The following is a 16,778-nucleotide window of genomic DNA, read 5'->3' on the forward strand; positions in this document are numbered from 1 at the left end:
TGATAGCCATCTCAATCATGGTTATCAGAGGAAATGACCTTTCATGGATTAAAATCCGAGACTCTGGAGAAGGTCATCAACCTGACCCTGGGAACTAATCACACCTGCCTGGGTATGATCGATTTGCGGACCATTAATTAATGGGTTAGCCACTTCTTTCTTCGGTTCAGTACCTTCAGGAATGTTATCCACCAGAACCCGGATCAACTCATTTTCGACAACTTCAATAATAGTCATCATGCGCTGGATAACCTGACCGGTCAGATCCTGAAAGTCCTGCGCCATCATGATTTCCATGAGTTGATTATTGGTTTTACCAGCCAGTTCGGGGGCTTGTTTCAGGTAATGCCGGGTATCTTTTACCAGCTCACGTACTTCTGGCAGTTCAATTGGCTCATCAAACCAGGCGTCCCAGCGTTTCGTTAATTGCTCGGCTTCGCGGGTGATAACGTTCTGCATCGGTCTTGTTTCTTCCACGCAGCTCAGAACAAGCTCCGCAGCCTGAGTCGTTTTCTTTACCACATAATTCAGGCGTTCGCGGGCGTCAGGGATCGCCTCTGCCGCATCTATGATGGTTTGTTCAAGACCAAGACAGACCAGACTATCCCTCAGCATTCGTGCGATGTTACCAATGCGGGTAAAGACGTCTGGATCGTGATTAATTGATGACACTTGTGCTGACTTGGCCATGATTATCCCTTGAGCTTCTCAAATATTTTATTTAGCTTTTCTTCGAGAGTGGCTGCAGTAAAAGGCTTAACTACATAGCCGCTGGCGCCGGCTTGCGCCGCCGCAATAATATTTTCTTTTTTCGCTTCAGCAGTAACCATCAGTACTGGCAGAGCTTTAAGCGCACTATCCTGACGAATTTCACTCAACAGTTGTAAACCGTCCATGTTCGGCATGTTCCAGTCACTAATGACAAAATCGAATGGTTCTTTTTTCAGACGCGTCAGCGCGTCATGACCATCTTCCGCTTCGTCAACATTATTGAAGCCGAGATCCTTAAGGAGATTGCGGATAATGCGACGCATGGTGGCAAAGTCATCAACAACGAGGAAACGTAAATTCATATCTGTCATGGTATATCCTGAAATATTTCTAAGTGCGAAATAGGTTGTTAAATACGGCGAGATTGCCCAGTTACGTTATTGATAATTTGTTGGCTCATTTCATCCAGGTCGGCGATTTCTACTACCGCCTCTAATGCTATCGCTTCACGAGGCATACCGAATACCACACAGGTACGTTCGCTTTGGGCGAGAGTTCTGGCCCCCGCTTTACGCATAGCCAGCAGACCTTTCGCGCCATCACTGCCCATACCGGTAAGGATGGCGCCTACTGCATTTCGTCCGGCTGCGTGAGCAACAGATTCAAACAGCGTATCTACCGAAGGACGATGGCGGTTAACGGGTGGCGTGTCGCTAAGTTTGATATGGTAGTTAGCCCCGCTACGGAACAGTTCCATATGTCTGCCGCCTGGTGCGATGTAAGCATGGCCGGGTAGAACTCGGTCATCATGCTCTGCTTCCTTTACTGACAGCAGGCAGGTTTTATCAAGTCGCTGGGCAAAAGAACGGGTAAAACCTGGCGGCATATGTTGGGCAATGACGATCCCCGGACATGATGGCGGCATAGGTTGCAGAACATGGCTTAATGCTTCCGTACCACCGGTAGATGCGCCAATGGCAATAATTTTTTCACTACCAATAAGCGGGGCGCGAATAATTGGTGGAACGGTTCTTTTCTGGAAAGTCCGAATGTTCGCCGCTATACGTATTTTGTCAGCGATCATATCGCTGTATTTTTCCATGCCCTCCTGAAGACCTTGCTGAGGTTTAGTAATAAAATCTATAGCTCCCAGCTCCAGTGCAGCGAGGGTGATATCTGATCCTTTACTGGTCAGTGATGAAAGCATCAGTACTGGCATTGGACGCAGACGCATTAAGCGTTCAAGAAAATCCAGACCATCCATGCGTGGCATTTCAACATCAAGCGTCAGCACATCCGGATTATGTTTCTTAATCAAATCCCGGGCCATGATTGGATCATGGGCAGTAGCAACCATTTCCATATCGGGTTGCTGATTGACTATTCGCGTCATTATGTTGCGGATTAATGCCGAATCATCCACGCACAACACTTTTATCTTTTTCATTTGTTACTCCTTTGCCAGACAGTAAACAGACTGGCCGCGCAGGCGAAACAGACTATTTGCGGTATTAAAATGTTCTGAGTGACCGGCAAACAGTATCCCACCAGGTTTCAGTATTTCTGCAAAACGCCGCATGAGAGTATCCTGTGTCTTTCTGTCAAAATAAATCATCACATTACGACAGAAAATAGCATCAAAAGGTGCCGGAATATCCCAATGCGGAGCCACAAGATTAAGTTGCTGATAATGAATCGTTGCCAACAGATCTTTTTTGACTTTAACTTTATCTTCGTGATCTCGTGTTCCACGCAGAAACCAGTCTTTTTTCTGTTTTTCATTCAAATTGGCTAAATCGGATAATTGATAAATACCTTTTTGGGCACGAAGCAGAACGTCGGTATCAATATCGGTAGCCAATACGCGAGAACCAGTAATACTATGACCCAGCGTTTCTTCCAGCGTCATTGCAATTGATAGTGGCTCTTCACCTGTAGATGCAGCCGCACACCATACGTTGTACATACCACGCCGACTCCGCGCGTGTTCCGCAAGAATAGGGAAATGGTACGCTTCACGAAAAAAAGATGTCAGGTTAGTTGTCATCGAGTTGACAAATATCTGCCATTCCGGATCTTCTGAACTGCTTTCAAGCAGAGTCATATACTCGCTAAAACTGTTCATCCCTAACTGATTAATGCGACGGGATAAACGATTATAGACCATATCTTTTTTTTGGCCATTCAGGACAATACCTGCGCGACTGTAAATTAGTGCGCTGATGCGTGTTACATCTTTATCCGTGAGAGTGTTCAGACTTTGTGTTAGGAATTCAGTGTGGTTAGCCATATTGCGGATTTTTATTTCTCAGTGTTTCCGCTTTTAGCGGGGGATAGAGAGTTATTTTCAAAAACGCTCATGATGTGCAATGCACATCACCCAATCATACACATTGCCTGATGGTGATCAGGTGATACGGAATAAAGGAAAATAACAATCAGGATTAACGAAATGACTAACAAGAAAAATCGGCAATCAAACACCCATGCTCATGATGTCCTGATACGCACTCACCATTTTATTACGTACCTGAACGCCAAGATTAAGCGCTACAGATGACTTCTGCATCGAAACCATAACATCATTTAAGCCAACTCCCGGGACTCCGCTCAGATAGTCTTCAGCTCCTTGTTTGGCCTGATTCTGGAGCTGGCTGATATTATTAAGACTATTGAATAACACATCAGAAAATTGTGTTTTATTTTCTGTGTCATTTATTCCTGTTGAACCGAGCAAATCAGGTATTGTAGAAATCTGGCCTGCCTGATGCTGAATTTGATTTACTACCCCATTAATTGTATTTAGGGACATATCTTCATTTCACCTTTCTGACGCTTAACAACAGATGGTTGATACCGACTGCTAATCCGCTCTGTTTAATTTAGGGGTACTTTATCATGGAGGAAGTTCAACAGCATTGTGGGAAAAGTCAGCATAAACCTGGTCTTATTGCTGATTAGGTTTAAGGCTGTTTCAGGCGATAATTCTTATCTGGCAAATTTTCCGGAATGAAAGATTGCCACGAAATAATACTCATCACCAGTTTGTTCATCTGCATCTGCAATATGACACCTGCGTTGAAATCGTACCATTTAACTTTACAGGAATATGGCATGAATGCCACAACCCAGGGTAATAAAAAAAATAGTCCCTTTGATTTTAAGGCGCTACTGGAACGAATTCGGGCAAATCCCAGAATTATCTTTATGATCGCTGCTGCGGCAGCAATATCTATTGTTGTTGTCTTGCTATTCTGGATGCAAGGTCCAGTTTATCGAGTGCTCTACAGTAACATTAGCGAACAGGACGGTGGCGCTATTGTCACTCAGCTTAACCAGATGCAGGTTCCTTATCGCTTTGCTGATCATAGCGGCGCCATCATGATTCCGGAAGACAAGGTTTATGAGGTCCGTCTTAAGCTGGCACAACAGGGGTTGCCGAAAGGTGGCTCAATAGGATTTGAACTGCTGGACCAGGAAAAATTTGGTATTAGCCAGTTTAACGAACAAGTCAACTTCCAGCGTGCGCTTGAAGGAGAACTGGCTCGCACCATTGAGACGCTGGGGCCGGTTCAGAACGCCCGTATCCATTTGGCAATACCCAAACCATCACTCTTTGTTCGCGAACAAACAGTACCCACCGCGTCAGTAACCCTTACTTTACAAAGTGGCAGGACACTGGATGAGGGGCAGGTTAACGCCATAAGTTATATGATAGCCAGCGCGGTTTCCGGTCTTGATGCCACTCATGTCACCATTGTGGATCAGTCCGGTCATCTGCTTTCCGGCAGTGGCGCTCAGAATACCCAGACGACACAGCTCAAATATATCCGCGAAGTTGAAGACGATTATCAAAACCGTATTCAGACCATTCTGACGCCCGTAGTTGGCAGCGCTAACGTTCGCACACAAGTGACAGCACAAGTTGATTTCACACAGAATGAGCAAACAGTTGAAGAGTATGCGCCTAACACTTCGCCAGACAAAATGTCTATCCGCAGCCGTCACGTGGTTCGTGATGAGCAGGGGGGGAAAAGCAGCGTGGGTGGCACACCCGGCGCGTTAAGTAATCTCCCCCCTGTGGCGGCAAGTACGTCTGTTACCTCCCCAACGGCAGCACGCGGCGGCAAAGATAGCACTTTCCGTTCGACTTCTCAGACGGCAAGTCAAAAACTGCAACCTTACAATCAGAACCAGGACGACATTACCAATTACGAGCTGGACAGAACGCTGAAACATATCACTCATAACACGGGTAATGTCGAGCGTTTGTCTGTTGCGGTTGTTATCAACTATCTGCCAGGGAAAAAAGGAGAACTGGCAGCTCTAACGCCAGGGCAGATGAAGCAAATCAACGATCTGGTTAAAGAGGCGATGGGTTATTCCGCTTCCCGTGGGGACTCGGTAAATGTCGTCAACACGCCATTTAGCCAGACAGATAAAGAAACCATTTTACCTCTGTGGCAACAACAGGACTTTATTCAGTTAGTTCTCACCGTACTGCGTTATTTCTTAGTCGCGTTGGTTGCCTGGATTCTCTGGCGTAAAGCCGTATGGCCATTCTGGGTGAAACATCAGGAAATGCTGCTCCAGCGGCTCGAAATGGAGAAAGAAGCTCGTCAGGCCGAAGTAACAATGCAGCGGCAGAAAAAAGAAAGCAGCGAACGTGCCAAAGCGCAACAGCGCATGGATACAGAGCTTACGACTCATCAACTGCGTGAAATGGCCGATGAGGCACCGCAGATTATTGCACTGGTGATCCGCCAGTGGATGAATAAGGAGCAGAAATCATCATGAATGCCGCCATGCGAAGCGCCATTATTATGCTAACGCTCGGCGATGACCGGGCAGCCGAAGTCTTACGCCATCTCAATTCTCATGAGGTGGCTCAGATAAGCAGCGGCATTGTCAGCATTAACAATTATTATACCCATGAGCAAATTTCCCAGGTACTAAGTGAGTTCAAACGCGATTCTGAAGAGTTCGCGGCTATCAGCATCAATGCGGATGAGTATTTACGCAATGTACTGGTGAAAGCGCTGGGAGAGAACCAGGCCGAAGAATTGCTGGATACTTTGCTGGATGCCCGTGGCGAAAATAACGGTATTGAGACGCTGGGCCTGATGGAACCGTATATGGTTTATGACCTGATTCGGGAAGAGCATCCGCAGATTATTGCTACCATACTGGTGCATCTGAAACGCGCTCAGGCCGCAAATGTACTGGCGAAATTTGAAGAACGCGAACGTAACGACATTATCTTGCGTATTGCTACCTTTAATGGCGTCCAGCCGGTTGCACTACAAGAACTGACAGATGTATTGAATGGTCTGCTTCACGGTCAGTCAGTTAAGCGCAACAATATGGGTGGTATCCGTCCGGCGGCTGAAATTCTCAATCTGATGAAAACCCAGCAGGAAGAAGCAGCGCTCGCTGCGTTCCATGAATTTGATCCTGAACTGGCACAGAAAATCATTGATGAGATGTTCTTGTTCGAAAATCTGGTGGATATGGATGACCGCAGTATCCAGCGCCTGCTGGAAGATATCGATGGCGAGTCCCTGCTGGTTGCGTTGAAAGGTGCCGATCAGGTACTGCGTGAGAAATTCTTCAGCAACATGTCCAAACGTCAGGCTGAAATTATGCGTGATGATCTCAATTCACGTGGTCCTGTACGCATGGCCCTGGTCGAAGCCGAACAGAAATCAATCCTGTTGGTAGTTCGTCGTCTGGTGGACTCCGGTGAGATAACAATTGGGGGAGGTGAGGATGTCTACGTCTGAGGCAACCTGGAAACCCTGGCGGCCTGACGATCTGCTCGGGGCGGGCAATTCGTCATGGCCGAGCCTGGAGCCTGAAAATTGCGCAGATGCAGACCTCATGTCTGACCAGGACCGGCAGGATGAGCTTGCCCGTGTTCGCCAACAGGAAGGGCAAAAAGGATTTACGCAAGGGCTGGTAAAAGGCGAAGAAGAGGGACGTCGTCGCGGCTATGAAGAAGGGCTACAGCAGGGAAAGGCTGAAGGCATTAAGCAAGGGTTAGCTGAAATACATGCTCAGCATGCGCAGTTTCATTCGCAGTTTTCCCGTGTTATGGAAAGTTTTCAGATCTCGGTTGAAAACATGGATAGCGTCATCCCTGCCCGCCTGGTGCAACTGGCGCTGATGGCGGTGCGTACTCTGCTGGGCGAGCATGGCGTTACGGATAAAATGCATACCAGTCTGATGAATCACATCCGTACTCTACTCAACGAAGATAGTTTACTGAAAGGTAAATTTCGCCTGACCATCAGTGCGGAAGAACCAGAAGAGGTACGCCAGCAGCTTGAGACGTTGCTCTCAACCTATGACTGGGAATTGTGTGCCGATCCTCATCTTCTGCCCGGCGGCTGCCGGATCAGTACGGACGAAGGGGAACTGGATGCCTCGCTGGAAACCCGTTGGCAGTCGTTGTGTCAACTGGTTCGCAACAGGGAAGGTGTATGACTTCGCATCTCAAAAACTGGCTGGGTGCTCTGGAACAGCAAGAACAGCGGATGACGACATTACCCGCTTTTCGTCGGTACGGCAGACTGATCCGCGCGACCGGGCTGGTGATGGAAGCCACCGGACTGAAATTACCCATCGGTACGCTGTGCATTGTGGAACGTGATGGCCCGGATGGTATCCACTGTGTGGAAAGTGAAGTTGTCGGTTTTAGTGGGAAAATGTTGTATTTGATGCCGCTGGAACACGTGGACGGTATTTTACCGGGAGCCAGGGTCTGGGCTGCAAGCAGTGGTGATAATTTAACGCAAGGCAAGCAGCTTCCTGTTGGGCCTGGATTATTGGGGCGTGTGCTGGATGCCAGTGCGCGACCATTGGATGGTCTTCCCCCCCCAAATGATAGTGATCGGGCAACCTTATTTACTGCTCCGTTTAACCCTTTACAACGCGATCCCATTCGTAATGTGCTTGACGTCGGTGTTCGGGCGATCAATGGCTTACTGACCGTGGGACGGGGCCAGCGTATGGGACTGTTTGCGGGGTCCGGCGTAGGGAAAAGCGTCCTGTTAGGAATGATGGCTCGCTATACCACGGCCGATGTGGTGGTGGTGGGACTCATTGGTGAACGAGGCCGTGAAGTCAAAGATTTTATTGAAAATATTCTGGGACAGGATGGTTTACAGCGTTCAGTTGTTATTGCTGCGCCTGCCGATGTATCGCCAGTACTACGTATGCAGGGCGCTGTATATGCCACCCGCATAGCTGAAGATTTCCGTGACCGTGGATTAAACGTGTTGTTGATCATGGATTCGTTGACGCGCTATGCAATGGCGCAACGTGAGATCGCATTGGCTATCGGTGAACCGCCAGCAACCAAAGGCTACCCGCCCTCTGTTTTTGCCCGTTTACCTGCGTTAGTAGAGAGGGCCGGGAATGGTATCCGTGGTGGCGGGTCAATTACCGCATTCTATACCGTATTGACTGAAGGCGACGATCAGCAAGACCCCATTGCGGATTCTGCTCGCGCCATTCTTGATGGGCATATAGTTCTGTCACGCCGACTGGCGGAATCAGGCCATTATCCGGCTATTGATATTGAAGCCTCTATTAGTCGTGTTATGACGGAAATTACGCAACCAGCGCAATTTAAAAAGGTACAGCGTTTTAAACAACTTCTGTCCTCGTGGCAGCGGAACCGGGATTTGGTTAGCGTCGGGGCGTATGCCCGAGGTAGCGATCCCTTACTGGATCAGGCGATCACGTTGTATCCAGAAATGGAACGCTATCTGCAACAAGGTATCCATGAACGTCAGGAATATGATGTTTCATGTAACCAGCTCGATGCATTATTCCCGGATAACAACGTTCCTGAAGCAGGCAAATAATCATGGCAACTTCTGCACCAATGGATGTTTTAAGGGATCTGGCCGAAAAGAAACTCAATGACACAGCATTGCGCCTGGGGCGTGCGCGCCAGTCGCATGAGAATGAAATCTCACGCTTACAACAATTACAGACATACGAATCTGAATATCGTCGACAACTGCAAGATACTATCACCGATAAAGGGATGTCTATTTCTGCACTTCAGTCATGGCAAGGTTTTATTGGTGAGCTGGAGAAGGTTGTTTTGCAACAGAAAAAACAGGTGAGTAACAGCAAACAGATTGTCGATGCATCACTCAACGACTGGCAGAAAGATCGTCAGCGGTTGAACGCATTTGAAACATTAAAAAGCCGGGCTGAAGCCCAGCGTTTATTGAAAGAAAACCGTCAGGAACAAAAAATGATGGACGAATTTGCCCGCCGCGCCAGCCAGAGAGGAAAATAAAATGCAGGTAATTTCTTTACCCATGAATACCGGCAATTTGGGGCACGGATGCTCTGCAACCCAGAATGATAATGATACAGATGCACCATCATTTGCAGTTGAGCTCGACAGCAAACTGCTTCCTGACTTCAACACGAAGCTTCATCTTCCGGCGCAAGGACCTTTAAATCTGTTACCGACAGACGAAGAAAAAGGGAAGGATATCTCTGAAGAGGGTCATCCTGGCGTAATGGATGGCCTGCTTTACATGCTTCCGGGGCAAAGTACTTCCTTACCGGAGGTGGCTGAAAATCAGGAAATAACTGCATCAGCGGTTATTGAGGGCAATGGACAAATTCTCGCTCTGAAAAATATGACGGTATCACCTGGACATGTGGATACTCCGACACAAAAAGGCGATTCAGGCGCTGGTTTACCAGAAACTGAACTTTTACCCGCACGGGCTGAACATTTGCCAGAACAGACCGAAAATTTACCCACGCGGGCGGACCATTTAACCGCTCAGGCGGAGCTTTTATCCGCCCAGAATGGGGATGCGTTACAAAATAGCCATATCGATAACAGTCATCCACAAAAACTGAACAAAGCCGCGGTATATTCAGCGTTTGTCGGAAAAGTAGGTAAGCCGGTGGCCCATCCAGCTTCATCGTTTTCACTAAAGCCTGATTCCTTGCCTTTCGAAACGGCAACCACTACGGGTGAAACTTTGCCTCAGCCATCAGAACAGTTGGCAACATTTCTTGATCCGGCGGTAGCGAATAAATCAACGGAACAGATGCCAATACAGCATCAGGAAAGTAACTCGGCGGATGCTTTTCATATCCCCACCATTGGTGACATGAATATTCAAATTCATGAACCCATTACGGGGGGGGCTCCCGCTGCGCAAACATCTGTACTGACAGCGTCAGTGGGTACCCCGGAATGGCAGCAGAATCTGAGCCAACAGCTTGCCTGCTTTACCCGAGAAGGGATCCATCATGCAGAACTGAGGTTACATCCTGAAGATCTTGGTAGTCTGCATATTAGTCTGCGGATGAATAACGATCAGGTACAACTTCATTTTGCCGCTGCAGACCATCAGGTCCGCGCCGCGCTTGAAACGGCGATGCCTCATTTGCGACACTCTCTTGCAGAATCAGGGATCTCTTTGGGGCAAACCAATGTTGCCGCAGACTCCAGGCCTTCGTGGGAAAATGGTTCACAAAATCAACCTGCAAAACACGATATGCTTTCTGAGGATGGTGCGGAAATTGTATCGGATGAGCCAGTTGTGACTCTTCATCCTCTCAGTCGTTCAGGCGGAATAAATACTTTTGTCTGATTCCCTGATTTTGTCATTTATCTTAAAGCCCAACTTACGGGCTTTGTCGTTTTATTTTGGCGGAATTCCATCCGGGATTAAGCGGATGCATTCACTGGCGGGAGAAGGTTTTTCTCGCCTTTAATATTATTATAATTCAATAGATTATAACTTTTGTCCGGAGGGGGTTGCATGTCGTTCCGGGCAATGAATTCTTTATCGTTCCTGCAGTATTCATTTTTATTAATGATGCAGGCAAACATTTACCATGTTGTCTGAAGTTAAAATCTATCTACCAATCTAATGACAACATCGACTTTTTTTTGCCGGATTATTAATACCTGGTTATGTAATAGAATACATCTCCAGTCCCGATGTGTAACGGGGTGAAAATTACTGAGTATATTTTTGTGATGTCAAAAATGGATCTGGATACCACTCAGAGTGGCAGAAAAAGCAAAGGTCGCATCGCGTTGACCTCCCTGGCATTTATTATTGCTGGCACATGTTTCGGTTATACCTGGACACAACTGGGGAAAATAAAAAACAATATTAAAAGCAGTGGTATAGAACAGAGAATAGGAGAAATAGAGGAACCTATTTATACACCTCTGGATACGTTTACCGTCAGTCTGAAGCCAGGCGCTGATGGGACAGAACATGTTCTGTGTGTTGGATTGACGTTGAGTCTGAAGGATCCTCGTTCCCAAGAGCTGTTAAGACGTTCTATCCCCGTCGTTCGTAGTCGACTTCTGATGTTATTTTCTCAACAGATGATGGAATCGCTGAGCACAGACGAGGGTAAAAAACAACTTATTCAAAAAGTTGAAAAAGAACTGGCAAAACCACTATCCGGGAAACAGACGGTTAAAGTTACCGATGTTTTATTTAACGTCTTTATTTTACGGTAATCGATATGTCTGACATTATTTTGTCACAGGATGAGGTTGACAGTCTTCTGAATGGCGATAGTAACAGCACATCTGAAAACAATCTGACCACAGCTTCTGATGAAGATATCCGTCCTTATGATCCGGTGACGCAACGGCGAGTGGTTCATGAACGACTCAGCACGCTGGAATTCATTAACGAACGTTTTGCACGCCAGTTTCGTGTTGGATCGTTCAACGTTTTACACCGCAGCCTGGATGTCACTACCGGTAATATTCGGGTGCAGCCTTACCATGAATTTGCGCGTAATTTGCCAGTGATGACCAATCTCAATTTGGTTCATCTGTCGCCTTTACGCGGAACATCGCTTTTCGTCTTTTCTCCGAATATGGTGTTTATGTTGGTGGAAAATTTATTTGGCGGCGACGGGCGTTTTAAAACAAAAGCGGATGGACGGGAGTTTACCCCCACTGAACAGCGTATTATTCAGCGTATTTTGTCAATTGCCCAAGAGGCTTACGACTTTGCCTGGAGTGCGGTGTATGGTCTTAAAACAGAATTTATTCGCTCAGAAATGCAGGTGAAGTTTACCAATATTACGTCGTCACCGAATGATATTGTGGTTACTACACCATTTTATATTGAGCTGGGTTCAGAATGTGCACAGATGGATATCTGTGTTCCTTTCAGCGTTATTGAGCCAATACGTTCTCTGCTCACCAGTCCACCACAGGAAAATGCCTGGCAGGAAGATCAATCCTGGCGTAATACGCTGGCCTCACAGGTTAAAAATACTGAACTGGAACTCGTGGTGAATTTATCCGACGTCCAGATGCGACTGTCGCAAATTATGAACCTGAAGCAAGACGATATTTTACCATTAGATAAACCTGACATCGCACAAGCTTATGTTGATGGCGTGCGGGTACTGTCCGGTAAATATGGCAGTGCAAGCAATCAGTATGCCTTGCAGGTCGAAGAACTTTTTAATACAGCACTAGCACCTTTTTCTAAGGAGAGCTCGCATGAGCAAGAATGAACAGGCGGGCACTACCTCTACTCCCGCAGATACGGCCTGGGCAGACGCACTGGAAGAACAGCGCGAATCCGCAGGAACGACGGGCGTGATGGACGGAGCGAAAGCCATTTCCTCTGACCTGAATCTGGTTATGGATATTCCGGTCAGAATGACGGTAGAACTTGGCAGAACCCGTATGACCATCAAGGAACTTCTGGCATTGAGCCAGGGTTCTGTGGTTGCGCTGGAAGGTCTGGCGGGTGAACCTCTGGATATTCTGATTAATGGTTATCTTATTGCACAGGGAGAAGTGGTTGTGGTGTCGGATAAATTCGGTATTCGTATTACCGATATTATTACGCCATCTGAACGTATTTATCGCCTGAGCAGATAATGATCAATAGTACCCATACAGTTTTACCCACCGCTTCAACAACCAGCATGTCGTCGGTATGGATTCATACCGGCGGTATCCTCTGTCTGATAATATTCGGGTTACTTCTTTTACTCTGGTATTTACGTCGTTCTGGCGGCATCTCGGGGAAAAAAAATGGCCGCAATGCGCTGTTAAATATTAAATTCAGCCAGTCGCTGGGGCCGCGTGAACGCCTGGTTCTTGTGGAAGTGGGAAATCAATGGTTACTGCTTGGCGTGACGGCAGAAAATATCTCCTGCCTTAGCACCATCGACAAAAAAACGGTCGAAGAAAATGTTTCTGCAGAGGAGCAACAACTTCCCCGTACCTCGCTGGTTGACTGTTTTCAGACGGTACTGGCAAATAGTCTGCGGGGGCGTTATGGCAACCAGCAATAAAATAAAGCCGTTATGGCGGGTACTGCCGATTATCTGTGGTCTGATGATTATGGTGTTTGGCATCGGGTTTCCTGTGCATAGCGCATTCGCTGCTAACAGCGACATTCTGCTAACCCGCCCGGCCGGTGGGGAGGGCTGGTCTTTACCGATACAGACGTTGGTGCTGCTGACGTCTCTGACGTTTCTGCCCGCTATTTTACTGATGATGACCGGGTTTACGCGCATCATCATTGTGCTGGGCTTACTGCGTAACGCGTTAGGGACATCATCAACGCCGCCAAACCAGGTTCTGTTAGGCCTTGCGTTGTTCCTCACTTTTTATGTTATGTCGCCAGTGATTAACAAAATCTATGACGACGCGTGGGTGCCTTTAAGTCAGGATAAAATCACCGCCCAGGTTGCCCTTGATAGAGGTATCCAGCCGCTGCGGACATTTATGCTGCAACAAACGCGTCAGGATGATCTGGCTTTGTATACCCGCATCGCCCATCAGCAAAACTTCGCCGGACCGGAAGATGTGCCGCTAAGTCTGCTGGTTCCGGCATTTGTCACCAGCGAACTGAAAACAGGTTTCCAGATTGGCTTTACCATTTTTATTCCGTTTTTGATTATCGACCTTGTGGTAGCAAGTGTTCTGATGGCGCTGGGGATGATGATGGTGCCGCCAGCGACAATCTCATTACCTTTTAAATTGATGTTGTTTGTTCTGGTCGACGGCTGGCAGTTGCTGATTGGTTCGCTTGCACAAAGTTTTTTTAGCTGACGAGGAGAAAACATGACAGAAGAACAAGTCATGGCGATGGGGTTCCAGGCCATTAAAGTCGGTCTGATGATTGCTGCCCCTTTATTGCTGGCGTCGCTGGTTGCCGGGTTGGTTATCAGTATTCTCCAGGCATCCACGCAGATAAATGAGATGACATTGTCTTTTATCCCCAAGATCCTCCTGCTTGTGGTCGTCATCATTGCTCTTGGTCCCTGGATGTTAAACGTCATGCTCGATTATATGCATGGGTTATTTAACAGCCTGCCTTACATGATTCGCTAGTTATGCTCACTCTGTCTTTGGCTGATCTCTACCTGCATATCAGCCAGTATTTCTTCCCGTTTTTGCGTATCCTGGCTCTTTTTACTTCAGCGCCAATATTTAATGACAATTCGGTCAATAAAAAGGTCAAAATCGCGCTGTCGTTACTGATAGCCTTTCAGATAGCTCCTTTGTTACCTGACTGCAATATTCATATTGTTTCTTATGAGGGATTTCTGGCAGGCGTGGGGCAGGTTATTATTGGTCTCATCTCCGGGTTGATAATTCAGTTGATTTTTGTAGCTGTACGCCACGCTGGTGAGATTATTGGCCTGCAGATGGGGCTTTCTTTCGCTACTTTCTATGACCGAAGCGGCGGGCAAAATATGCCCGTAGTTGCTCGTTTTCTTAATTTGCTGGCCACGCTAATATTTTTAATTACCAACGGGCATCTTTACCTTCTGGAGATTATTGCCAGAAGTTTTGATGTTTTGCCGGTATCGGCATCGTTACCCAATGCCTCCGGTTATTTAGCATTTGTACAACTGGCAGGGCTTATTTTCAGTAGCGGTCTGATAATGGGGCTGCCCATTGTGGCGTTATTACTCTGTATTAACCTGACGCTTGGCATTATTAACCGTCTTACACCACAACTGTCCGTTTTTGTGATCGGTTTCCCTATTTCCCTCAGTGTCGGCTTACTGGCGTTATCGCTGATAATGTTTTCTTTTGGCCCGCTTTTTGAAAACCTGATGGCCAACATCTTTGACAGTCTTCTGCAAATCATGGCAGCAATGAGATAGACTGGTCTTGTGCCCCATCAGTCACCCGGAAATCTCGTCAGTATTTCTGTCTGAAAATTTTGTCGTTTTCCGTACGAATTTCCCCTCCGATATACAACTCGCAGAATTGCCGGTAGGAACCCAGACCTAATTTTTTTAGCGCACCGTGTCTGATCTGATACAGCGTTGTCTCCGGTATTTTCATGCAGCGGGACATTTCCCCAATTGATTCCCCGGAGAGGGGAAGCACCAGACAAATCCATTCTTTCAGGGAAAAACCATAACGTTCGTCCCGATAGCGATTAATTGTATGCATGGGACGGAAGGTTTTACCCTGTAGCCAGGTCTGGAAGTTACGTTGAAAAAGACCTGAGCGCAGGTTATGGGAGTTAAAAAAAGTGACTTTACCTGCAAACTTACGCGAGATGTAATATGTCAGATAAGAGTTATAACGGCTGACCAGTACACCAACGCGCTTACGGCTGTTTATCTGGAGAAGAAAATCCACAGCTTCTTTAAAGATACGCAACGATTCAGTCCCTGACATATCAAGCACTAAAAGAATAGTCAGGGTATCATCCATGCGGATAGTGACTTGATCAATTCGATGGATAAATGACAGGTTTATGTTGTTGTCGGGGAAAAGATGCTTCATCCCAAATGTAAAATATTCACACAGGGCCATGACAAATACAGGAGAGGCAGAAACAGTACAATTTTTCATTAGTGCGCGGTCCTCGCGTATAATCCTGATTACCCTGCTGATGTTATTCAGCAGCATTGAAGATGCAAGTGCTACTGTTGGGGTCATCTGGCAAATGTAACATCCTTAGTAGTAAGTATAATACACGTATTAAAGATATTTTTATTATAAAATTTCGACATAGAACAGGTCTGAAGTTTAATGCAAAAAGGTAATGGTTATTCGTCAGGTGGAAGGTAATATCTGCGGATTTGTTTATGGAAAAATTCAAGTGTTCTCCGCCATGACCGGGTAAGATAATTCACAAACCCCCGGATTATGAAACGAATTTTGTCTCCGGTTACGAAGATAATGGTGGAGGCTTAATGACAAAAAACCCGCCCAGGAGGAAGACCGGGCGGGCAGGGGGTACACCGACAGAATCATTCTGCCGGCGGGGGGCTCATTAACGCAGAAGCTGCAGAACGTTCTGTGGGATCTGATTAGCCTGCGCCAGAACAGAAGTACCTGCAGACTGCAGGATGTTAGCGCGGCTCATATTAGACACTTCAGACGCGAAGTCAGCGTCGAGAATACGAGAACGGGACTCGGTCAGGTTGTTAACGGTGTTGTTCAGGTTGCTGATAACAGAATCGAAACGGTTCTGTACCACACCAAGACCGGAACGCAGTTTATCAACCTGAGACAGCGCAGCATCAATCGTTTTCAGCGGGTCGGCAGTGTTAACTGCGTTTATACCGGTATCGGTCACTGTTGCGGAGCAATTACCGGTAGCAGCATCATGTAATGGATCTACAACAGCTTTGGTTAAACCACCCTTACCGTCATCAAGATAGTAGTTACCGTTATCATCGGATTTCAGGGTTGAACCAGCCGGTACCGTTACCGTAACACTCTGAGATGCTTCCTTACCGAGGACCGATGTTGTCGTACCGGTAGGTGTTGCCGCAGCTGCCGTACTATCGATGGTGAAACCACCCTTACCATCATCTGTAATTGCATAATACGATGGGGTGGTTCCGTTCTTATCTACTGCGTAAACTTTTCCACTGTCATCTTTAACAATATCAGAGATGACGGCAGTACCACCATTAGCATCCGTAACCGCAGCTACAGTATAGTCATAGCCTTCTTTAACGTCATACTTAGAGGCATTATGAAGAGACTTGGCGTCCGGACCAGAAAGGCAGAAATTTGTCATACCGAGGGTGTCGGA

At 47.0% G+C, this 16,778-nt stretch carries 20 protein-coding genes; 13 read left to right on the forward strand and 7 right to left on the reverse strand.

The window, feature by feature from the left end:
• Positions 1 to 48: 48 nt before the first annotated feature.
• The 5 genes from cheZ to fliE all read right to left on the reverse strand — a co-directional run bounded on the left by cheZ (position 49) and on the right by fliE (position 3,523).
• Positions 49 to 690 (reverse strand): protein phosphatase CheZ, encoded by a 642-nt coding sequence (cheZ, locus tag AACS80_RS06240; protein WP_135410946.1) that lies wholly within the window; start codon positions 688 to 690, stop codon positions 49 to 51.
• Between the two features lie 2 nt (positions 691 to 692).
• A complete protein-coding gene (gene cheY, locus AACS80_RS06245; RefSeq protein ID WP_135410945.1) occupies positions 693 to 1,082 on the reverse strand; it encodes a chemotaxis response regulator CheY in 390 nt (129 codons plus the stop codon).
• A 38-nt stretch (positions 1,083 to 1,120) separates the two neighbouring features.
• Positions 1,121 to 2,158, reverse strand: coding sequence for a protein-glutamate methylesterase/protein-glutamine glutaminase (locus AACS80_RS06250; RefSeq protein ID WP_135410944.1), 1,038 nt, complete (start codon positions 2,156 to 2,158; stop codon positions 1,121 to 1,123).
• A gap of 3 nt (positions 2,159 to 2,161) precedes the next feature.
• Positions 2,162 to 3,001 carry a CheR family methyltransferase gene (locus tag AACS80_RS06255; protein WP_135490173.1) on the reverse strand — a complete coding sequence of 280 codons (840 nt, stop codon included), beginning with the start codon at positions 2,999 to 3,001 and terminating at the stop codon, positions 2,162 to 2,164.
• Positions 3,002 to 3,187: 186 nt separating this feature from the next.
• A complete protein-coding gene (fliE, locus tag AACS80_RS06260) occupies positions 3,188 to 3,523 on the reverse strand; it encodes a flagellar hook-basal body complex protein FliE (RefSeq protein WP_135410943.1) in 336 nt (111 codons plus the stop codon).
• A 302-nt stretch (positions 3,524 to 3,825) separates the two neighbouring features.
• Here fliE and fliF point away from each other — a divergent pair, with 302 nt between their 5' ends.
• The 13 genes from fliF (at position 3,826) to fliR (ending at position 14,880) form a co-directional block, all read left to right on the forward strand.
• Entirely contained in the window at positions 3,826 to 5,508 is a 1,683-nt protein-coding gene (gene fliF, locus AACS80_RS06265) for a flagellar basal-body MS-ring/collar protein FliF (protein ID WP_135490174.1), read from the forward strand.
• Positions 5,499 to 6,494, forward strand: coding sequence for a flagellar motor switch protein FliG (gene fliG, locus AACS80_RS06270; RefSeq protein ID WP_445236442.1), 996 nt, complete (start codon positions 5,499 to 5,501; stop codon positions 6,492 to 6,494). Before fliF ends, fliG begins: the two co-directional genes overlap by 10 nt.
• Positions 6,481 to 7,197 carry a flagellar assembly protein FliH gene (locus AACS80_RS06275; protein ID WP_135410940.1) on the forward strand — a complete coding sequence of 239 codons (717 nt, stop codon included), beginning with the start codon at positions 6,481 to 6,483 and terminating at the stop codon, positions 7,195 to 7,197. Before fliG ends, AACS80_RS06275 begins: the two co-directional genes overlap by 14 nt.
• Positions 7,194 to 8,582, forward strand: a complete 1,389-nt coding sequence (gene fliI / locus AACS80_RS06280) for a flagellar protein export ATPase FliI (protein WP_135410939.1) — start codon at positions 7,194 to 7,196, stop codon at positions 8,580 to 8,582. The genes AACS80_RS06275 and fliI overlap by 4 nt, the downstream gene beginning before the upstream one ends.
• A gap of 2 nt (positions 8,583 to 8,584) precedes the next feature.
• Positions 8,585 to 9,028: a flagellar export protein FliJ gene (fliJ, locus tag AACS80_RS06285; RefSeq protein WP_135410938.1), complete on the forward strand. Its 444-nt coding sequence runs from the start codon at positions 8,585 to 8,587 to the stop codon at positions 9,026 to 9,028.
• 1 nt (position 9,029) lies between these two features.
• Positions 9,030 to 10,352 (forward strand): flagellar hook-length control protein FliK, encoded by a 1,323-nt coding sequence (locus AACS80_RS06290; RefSeq protein WP_135410937.1) that lies wholly within the window; start codon positions 9,030 to 9,032, stop codon positions 10,350 to 10,352.
• A gap of 365 nt (positions 10,353 to 10,717) precedes the next feature.
• Entirely contained in the window at positions 10,718 to 11,242 is a 525-nt protein-coding gene (locus AACS80_RS06295; RefSeq protein ID WP_167852442.1) for a flagellar basal body-associated FliL family protein, read from the forward strand.
• 5 nt (positions 11,243 to 11,247) lie between these two features.
• Positions 11,248 to 12,261 (forward strand): flagellar motor switch protein FliM, encoded by a 1,014-nt coding sequence (gene fliM / locus AACS80_RS06300; RefSeq protein ID WP_135490175.1) that lies wholly within the window; start codon positions 11,248 to 11,250, stop codon positions 12,259 to 12,261.
• Positions 12,248 to 12,634 (forward strand): flagellar motor switch protein FliN, encoded by a 387-nt coding sequence (fliN, locus tag AACS80_RS06305; protein ID WP_135410934.1) that lies wholly within the window; start codon positions 12,248 to 12,250, stop codon positions 12,632 to 12,634. Before fliM ends, fliN begins: the two co-directional genes overlap by 14 nt.
• Positions 12,634 to 13,053: a flagellar biosynthetic protein FliO gene (gene fliO, locus AACS80_RS06310; protein ID WP_135490176.1), complete on the forward strand. Its 420-nt coding sequence runs from the start codon at positions 12,634 to 12,636 to the stop codon at positions 13,051 to 13,053. Before fliN ends, fliO begins: the two co-directional genes overlap by 1 nt.
• A gap of 49 nt (positions 13,054 to 13,102) precedes the next feature.
• Complete coding sequence (fliP, locus tag AACS80_RS06315; protein ID WP_240725725.1) at positions 13,103 to 13,816, forward strand: flagellar type III secretion system pore protein FliP; 714 nt, start codon at positions 13,103 to 13,105, stop codon at positions 13,814 to 13,816.
• A 12-nt stretch (positions 13,817 to 13,828) separates the two neighbouring features.
• On the forward strand, positions 13,829 to 14,098 hold the full coding sequence (gene fliQ, locus AACS80_RS06320; RefSeq protein WP_135410932.1) for a flagellar biosynthesis protein FliQ: 270 nt from the start codon (positions 13,829 to 13,831) through the stop codon (positions 14,096 to 14,098).
• A gap of 2 nt (positions 14,099 to 14,100) precedes the next feature.
• Positions 14,101 to 14,880, forward strand: coding sequence for a flagellar biosynthetic protein FliR (gene fliR, locus AACS80_RS06325; RefSeq protein ID WP_135490177.1), 780 nt, complete (start codon positions 14,101 to 14,103; stop codon positions 14,878 to 14,880).
• Between the two features lie 37 nt (positions 14,881 to 14,917).
• Here fliR and AACS80_RS06330 read toward each other — a convergent pair whose 3' ends face one another.
• Both AACS80_RS06330 and AACS80_RS06335 read right to left on the reverse strand, forming a co-directional pair.
• Complete coding sequence (locus AACS80_RS06330) at positions 14,918 to 15,670, reverse strand: hypothetical protein (RefSeq protein WP_135490178.1); 753 nt, start codon at positions 15,668 to 15,670, stop codon at positions 14,918 to 14,920.
• 337 nt (positions 15,671 to 16,007) lie between these two features.
• Positions 16,008 to 16,778, reverse strand: a 771-nt coding sequence (locus AACS80_RS06335; protein ID WP_276609455.1) for a flagellin, incomplete at its 5' end; no start/stop codon positions are given.

Source organism: Escherichia sp. E4385 (assembly GCF_963883145.1).
Taxonomy (GTDB): domain Bacteria; phylum Pseudomonadota; class Gammaproteobacteria; order Enterobacterales; family Enterobacteriaceae; genus Escherichia.